This is a genomic window from Mesorhizobium sp. M7A.F.Ca.AU.001.01.1.1 (assembly GCF_004022735.1).
GTDB lineage: Bacteria > Pseudomonadota > Alphaproteobacteria > Rhizobiales > Rhizobiaceae > Mesorhizobium > Mesorhizobium ciceri.
In genome coordinates this window covers 1-5,715 of record NZ_RZPF01000428.1, presented here as the reverse complement: position 1 = coordinate 5,715, position 5,715 = coordinate 1, and the positions used below count along the sequence as shown (strand labels likewise).

Genomic DNA, 5,715 nt, shown 5'->3' with positions numbered 1-5,715 from the left:
GTCTTGGCTTCCTCGACGGTGATGACGCCGTCATTGCCGACCTTGTCCATAGCCTTGGCGATCATCTCGCCGACGCTGGCATCGCCATTGGCGGCGATGGTGCCGACCTGCGCGATCTCGGCCGACGACTTGACCTTCTTGGCGCGCGCCTGGATTTCCTTGACCACGGCGGAAACCGCCTGGTCGATGCCGCGCTTCAAATCCATGGGATTCATGCCGGCGGCGACCAGCTTGGCGCCTTCGCGCAGGATCGAGGCGGCCAGCACCGTGGCGGTGGTGGTGCCGTCACCGGCGAGGTCGTTGGTCTTCGAGGCCACTTCGCGCACCATCTGGGCGCCCATGTTCTCGAACTTGTCGGCAAGCTCGATTTCCTTGGCGACGGTGACGCCGTCCTTGGTGATGCGCGGCGCGCCATAGGCCTTGTCGATGATGACGTTGCGGCCCTTGGGGCCGAGCGTGACCTTCACAGCATTGGTAAGGATCTCGACGCCGCGCAGCATGCGGTCGCGCGCGTCGGTGGAGAATTTGATTTCCTTGGCAGACATGATTTTTATCCAGTACGTTCGGAGAAAATAAGGTCAGGCAGCTTTCTTGGCGGCCACGGTCTTGTCGGTTGCAGCGGTCTCGCCCTTGTCGATGATGCCAGTCTCGTCCTTGTCGATGACGCCCATAATGTCGGCTTCCTTCATGATCAGAAGGTCCTCGCCGTCGATCTTGACCTCGGTGCCCGACCATTTGCCGAACAGGATGAAGTCGCCGGCCTTGACGTCGAGCGGAACAAGCGCGCCGTTTTCGTCGCGTGCGCCAGGGCCGACAGCGATGACTTCGCCCTCCTGCGGCTTTTCCTTGGCAGTGTCGGGGATGATGATCCCGCCCTTGGATTTGATATCGCCTTCGGCGCGACGAATGACGACGCGGTCGTGGAGTGGCCGAAATTTCATGGGAACTTTCTTTCTGGGGGCCGGCACAGGCGGCCACGCCCCTCCTCTATAGACGCGTTGGCACTCGATAGATAGGAGTGCCAAAAATTATTCGCGTACCAAATTAAATATTCAAAAGTATTATTTCAGCTGGCCGTTTCGTGATATCCGCAGAATGTCAAATAATTCAAAAGATTGAATTTTGCCGATCGAGTGCCTATTTATCGGACAAGTTCACTTTCACGATTTCAGGCACAAGGGAGATTTCTTCGATGGCCGAAGGCAATCAGACGATCATGGAAAAAGCTGAAGCCCGCTTTGTCGACAAGCAGAAGAAGACAGCGGAGAAAAACAAGGCGACCGCCGAATATATGTCCGAGGCAAGAGCCAGGGAGATCAAGACGGCAAGGCTGAGGGAGCTTCGGCTGGCCAAGGAAGAGGCCGATCGTGTCGCCCAGGCCCTCAATCCGACGCCGAAGAAGAAGCGGGTGACCAAGAAAGTTACGGAGGCTAAGACATGAGCCTCACCTTCCCCAACCGCAGCCGCAGCTATGACGAGGCGGGCCAGCGCATCCGTTTCGTCGGCCATGACGGCATGTTCCAGATCTCGTTCTCCGTCGCCGCCGACGCCATGGCCAAGATGCGGCCGGGAACCGCGGCCGATGAAGCCGGTTATCTCCAGACATTCGACACCGAGAGCAGTGCCATCCGCGAGGTCGCGTCGAAGGCCTACGACCGCACCCACAAGAGCATGTATGTTCTGACGGCGTCCGATTTCGGCTGATCAGTCCATTGCATGTCGCTCAAAACGACGATTAAAGATCCATCCCCTCGACCATCGCGCGTATCTTCGCAGCCTTTTCGAAATGGTCGAGGCGGTGGGTTCTGATCCACCATTCGGCGGCTTCCATCAGGAGTTCGGGGTTGTCGTTTCTGTTGGCGAAAAACGCATAGAACGACACGCCGACGCCGGCCCCCTTCTCGGAGATCTTGCGGTCGCAAATCTCCAGTATCTTCTGCTTCAGGCTGGCTCTCACGGGAATCCCTTGATTTGCGGTGCGGCAGGCTTCCGCCGGCGGGCCGCTACGGATCAGGCCTTGCGCTCGGCCCGTTCGCGGCGTTTGACATCGCGGACATTCATCTGCACGACCATGTCCTCGGCCTCGCGCGGCCCCATCCCGACCATCACCTTTTGCCGGACCACCGCAGGCTGGCCGGTGAAGACATCGATGATGCTCCAGCTCTGGGGAAGCTCCATACGCAGCGTGTAGCGGTTGGCCATGCCGGTCAGCCTTGCATCGTGAAAAACACGGCGCCCAGGATCAGCACCGTCCAGGCGACGACCGACAGTTTCAGCACCATGCCGCTATGCACGGCCAGAAGCTTCCGCAGGTGCGACACACCTGCCGACGAGGCCGGTGCCGCCGCCAGGGCGGCAGGAGCCTTGAGGCCAAGTTTTCCAAAGACGGGCAGCAGCGACGGTTCACGCACGAAAGGCCTCGAATGTCAGGAAAAAGCGAAGCAAGAACGCTCGGCTCCCTTCCATACCACTCTTTTCGCGCGTGCCGGCATGCCAAATGCAAGACAGGACTGCTTTAACGTCCGGTCCGCACCGCCTTCGTAACGCACAAATCTATTCGTGGGGACTGACTGCCCTTGGGGCAGATTGGGACTGCTGTTCGACGCGAAATTTTGGAGGCCTCGCCTCGGAATCGAACCGAGGCTTCAGAGATTTGCCGTCTCCAGCGTAGCCGCTCCGCCACGAGGCCATGGCTGTTGAAGTAGCGGCCAAATATTTACGGAAAGGTTAATCCCGAGGGACTGTTCAGAATTTTCGGCACGATCTTCAGACCGTCCGCCAGCACATATTGCGGCCAGGTTTGCTGCCCGGCAGCGCCAACCCTTTGCCGGACCTCGCATCCCGCGCACGCTGCGATCCTTCACGCCTCAAGCGGCAGCCCGCCCCGTCTCGACCGAGGGCCTCCAGCACTGCGACTGGCGCTCTTCCCCTGAGCTAAGTGCTGCCGGCGCTGCTTTAACCCGCGTTTGCATTCGAAGGAAGAGAGCCGAGGCCCAACCAGCTTTTCCCTTGAACGGCGATCCAATCTGGTCTAGCCTCAGCTGAGAAAAGGTTTTCTCAAACAATTTCAGTCGGGCTCGGCCACCTGCCGGGCCTCTTTCAGATCGGTAAGAGAAAACCTTTTTCCAACTAAGGACTCTCGGCGCGATGCCATCGGACGATCTGCCTGTTCCGGTCTTTTCCAAGCCAGTCACCTTGCGTGACGTGGCCGCGCAGGCCGGAGTCAGCGTCGCTACCGCATCCAAGGCGCTCAACAGCCAGGGCCGGATGACAGCCGAGACGCGCGAACGCATTCGCGAGACCGCCCGGCGGCTTGGCTTCCGGCCCAACAGCCTGGCGCAAAGCCTGCTCCGACGCCGCAGCTTCACCGTCGGCCTGCTCACCAACGATACCTATGGCCGCTTCTCGCTGCCGCTGATGTCGGGCATTTCGGACGCGCTGGTCGACAATGGCGTCTCGGTGTTCCTGTGCAATGTCGAGGAGGATCCGCGGCTGGGCCAGATGCATGTCGACGCCATGCTCGACAAGCGCGTTGACGGCATCATCGCCACTGGCAAGCGCATCGATCGTCATCTGCCCGTCGACCTCTCCAATCTGCGCGTCCCGGTGATCTATGCCTTCACGCAGCCCGACCCCGACGCCGTTGCCTTCGTCTCGGACGATGTTGGCGGCGCCCGGCTGGCCGTCGAGCATTTTTGCCGGCTTGGCCGCAAGCGCATCGCCCACGTCACCGGGCCGGCGAGCTTTGCCGTGGTACACGCGCGCGTTCAGGCTTACCGCGACGTGCTCGCCGAAAACGGCCTGACGGTCAGCGAGCCGCTGCTCGGCTCCTGGTCGGAAGCCTGGGGTCACCAGGCGGTTGCGCAACTGTTCGACGGCAAAAGCGAAAGGCCGGACGCGGTCTTCTGCGGCAACGACCAGATCGCGCGCGGCGTCATCGATGCTCTGCGCGAACGCGGCCTCGACGTCCCCAGGGATGTCGGCGTCATCGGTTTCGACAATTGGGAGATCGTGGCCGAGGCGACGCGCCCGCCGCTGACCTCTGTCGACATGAACCTGGTCGCGCTCGGGCGCGAGGCCGGGTTGACCCTGCTTTCGCTGGTCGGCGGCAAGCCCGCCGCGCCCGGCATTCGAAAACTGCCGTGCCGGCTGGTGGTGCGGCAGTCATGCGGCCATCCGCCGGGTGGCTGAAAACGAAGCGCCGCGCAATCGGCGCCAAGCCGCGGACCGCGGCCAACCTTGGAGGAGGAGAACATGAGGAACCTGATTGCCAAACTGGCCCTGGCCGCTGCCGTTCTGGGCGGCGGTCTCGGCACTGCCGCCGCCGAGACGGCCAACATATGGGTGCGCGCCGACGGTTCGAATTTCATGCCGAGGATCGTCGATGCCTACAACAAGGCGCACACCAACCAGGTCAAGCTCGATATCATCCCCAATGCCGAGATCATCCCCAAATACGGTGCCGCGGCCGCCGGCGGCACAGCGCCCGACGCGCTGTCGCTCGACCTGATCTACACGCCCTCCTTCGCCGCAGCCGGCCAATTGGAGGACATCACCGACTGGGCAAAGTCCCTGCCCTATTTTGCCAGCCTGTCGCCGGCGCATGTGAAGACCGGCACCTACAAAGACCACATTTACGGCCTGCCCTTCTCCGCCGACGCCTCGGTGCTGATCTGGAACAAGAAGCTGTTCAAGCAGGCCGGCCTCGATCCCGAAAAAGGTCCGGCCAACTGGGCCGAGATCGCGGCCGATGCCGAGAAGGTCAACGCGCTCGGCGGCAACATCAAGGGCTTCTACTTCTCCGGCAATTGCGGCGGCTGCAACATCTTCACCTTCACGCCCCTGATCTGGGCGTCTGGTGGCGACATCCTGAGCGAAGACGGCTCGAAGGCGACGCTGGACAGCCCGCAGCTGCGCGGCGCCATCGATCTCTACCGCTCGATGGTCAAGAAGGATCTGGTACCGGCAGGCGCACAGACCGACACCGGCGCCAATTTCTTTGCCGCCTTCGCCGCCGGCAATATCGGCATCTCGCCGTCCGGCGCCTTTGCCATCGGCGCGCTCAACACCCAGTATCCCGACATCGATTACGGCGTCACCTTCCTGCCGGGCAAGGACAGCGGCTGGTCGTCCTTTGCGGGCGGCGACAATTTCGTCGTCACCAAGGGCACCACGAAACTGCCCGTGGTGAAGGAGTTCCTCGACTTCGCCTATTCGCTCGAGGGCCAGACCATCCTTGCCAAATACGGAAGCCTGCCGGTGCGCGGCGACATCGCCAAGGACGCGTTGAAGGATCTCGATCCGCGCTACCAGATCGCCGCCGAAGCCATGGCCAAGGGCAAGACGCCCTATTCGGTGGTGTTCAACGACCTGATCAACTCCGCCAACGGCCCGTGGACGCAGATGATCAACGAGGTCTTCTTCGGCGACGATGTCGATGGCGCGATAGCCAATGCGCAGGAAACGATGCAGTCGATCATCGACCAGGCGCCGCAGAAGTAGCGGACGCCTGCCGGCCGCCCGCCTGTCTCCCTGGGCGGGTGGCCGGATACCGCATCGCCAACGGCAGGGCTATCGCGTTGAGAAAAGACCCCCTCATCCGGCCGCTTCGCGGCCACCTTCTCCCCGCTGGGGAGAAGAGGCTGGCACCATCCCCGGCAACCTCCTCTCCCCTCAGGGAGAGGTCGGATTGCCCCGAATTGCTCTCTTCAATTG

General features: G+C 61.8%; 9 protein-coding genes and 1 tRNA gene. 4 read left to right on the top strand and 6 right to left on the bottom strand.

What is annotated here, in order from left to right:
• Both EN884_RS23270 and EN884_RS23265 read right to left on the bottom strand, forming a co-directional pair.
• Window positions 1–545, bottom strand: a 545-nt coding sequence (locus EN884_RS23270) for a TCP-1/cpn60 chaperonin family protein (protein WP_281034841.1), incomplete at its 3' end; no start/stop codon positions are given.
• Window positions 546–578: 33 nt separating this feature from the next.
• Window positions 579–941 carry a co-chaperone GroES gene (locus tag EN884_RS23265; RefSeq protein ID WP_013530533.1) on the bottom strand — a complete coding sequence of 121 codons (363 nt, stop codon included), beginning with the start codon at window positions 939–941 and terminating at the stop codon, window positions 579–581.
• Between the two features lie 251 nt (window positions 942–1,192).
• Here EN884_RS23265 and EN884_RS23260 point away from each other — a divergent pair, with 251 nt between their 5' ends.
• Both EN884_RS23260 and EN884_RS23255 read left to right on the top strand, forming a co-directional pair.
• A complete protein-coding gene (locus tag EN884_RS23260; protein WP_063168668.1) occupies window positions 1,193–1,441 on the top strand; it encodes a hypothetical protein in 249 nt (82 codons plus the stop codon).
• Window positions 1,438–1,704, top strand: coding sequence for a DUF1488 domain-containing protein (locus EN884_RS23255; RefSeq protein ID WP_013530531.1), 267 nt, complete (start codon window positions 1,438–1,440; stop codon window positions 1,702–1,704). The genes EN884_RS23260 and EN884_RS23255 overlap by 4 nt, the downstream gene beginning before the upstream one ends.
• A gap of 31 nt (window positions 1,705–1,735) precedes the next feature.
• On the opposite strand, the gene EN884_RS23250 is transcribed toward EN884_RS23255, so the two are convergent.
• From EN884_RS23250 to EN884_RS23235, 4 genes are all read right to left on the bottom strand, one after another.
• Window positions 1,736–1,957 carry a DUF6500 family protein gene (locus EN884_RS23250; protein ID WP_027160877.1) on the bottom strand — a complete coding sequence of 74 codons (222 nt, stop codon included), beginning with the start codon at window positions 1,955–1,957 and terminating at the stop codon, window positions 1,736–1,738.
• Between the two features lie 53 nt (window positions 1,958–2,010).
• Window positions 2,011–2,202, bottom strand: a complete 192-nt coding sequence (locus EN884_RS23245; RefSeq protein ID WP_027160878.1) for a hypothetical protein — start codon at window positions 2,200–2,202, stop codon at window positions 2,011–2,013.
• 5 nt (window positions 2,203–2,207) lie between these two features.
• Window positions 2,208–2,411 carry a hypothetical protein gene (locus EN884_RS23240; protein WP_013530528.1) on the bottom strand — a complete coding sequence of 68 codons (204 nt, stop codon included), beginning with the start codon at window positions 2,409–2,411 and terminating at the stop codon, window positions 2,208–2,210.
• Window positions 2,412–2,613: 202 nt separating this feature from the next.
• Window positions 2,614–2,689, bottom strand: a tRNA-Cys gene (locus EN884_RS23235).
• A 458-nt stretch (window positions 2,690–3,147) separates the two neighbouring features.
• On the opposite strand from EN884_RS23235, the gene EN884_RS23230 reads away from it, so the two are divergent.
• Entirely contained in the window at window positions 3,148–4,191 is a 1,044-nt protein-coding gene (locus tag EN884_RS23230) for a LacI family DNA-binding transcriptional regulator (protein ID WP_013530527.1), read from the top strand.
• A 63-nt stretch (window positions 4,192–4,254) separates the two neighbouring features.
• Complete coding sequence (locus EN884_RS23225) at window positions 4,255–5,502, top strand: sugar ABC transporter substrate-binding protein (protein ID WP_013530526.1); 1,248 nt, start codon at window positions 4,255–4,257, stop codon at window positions 5,500–5,502.
• Window positions 5,503–5,715: the final 213 nt, after the last annotated feature.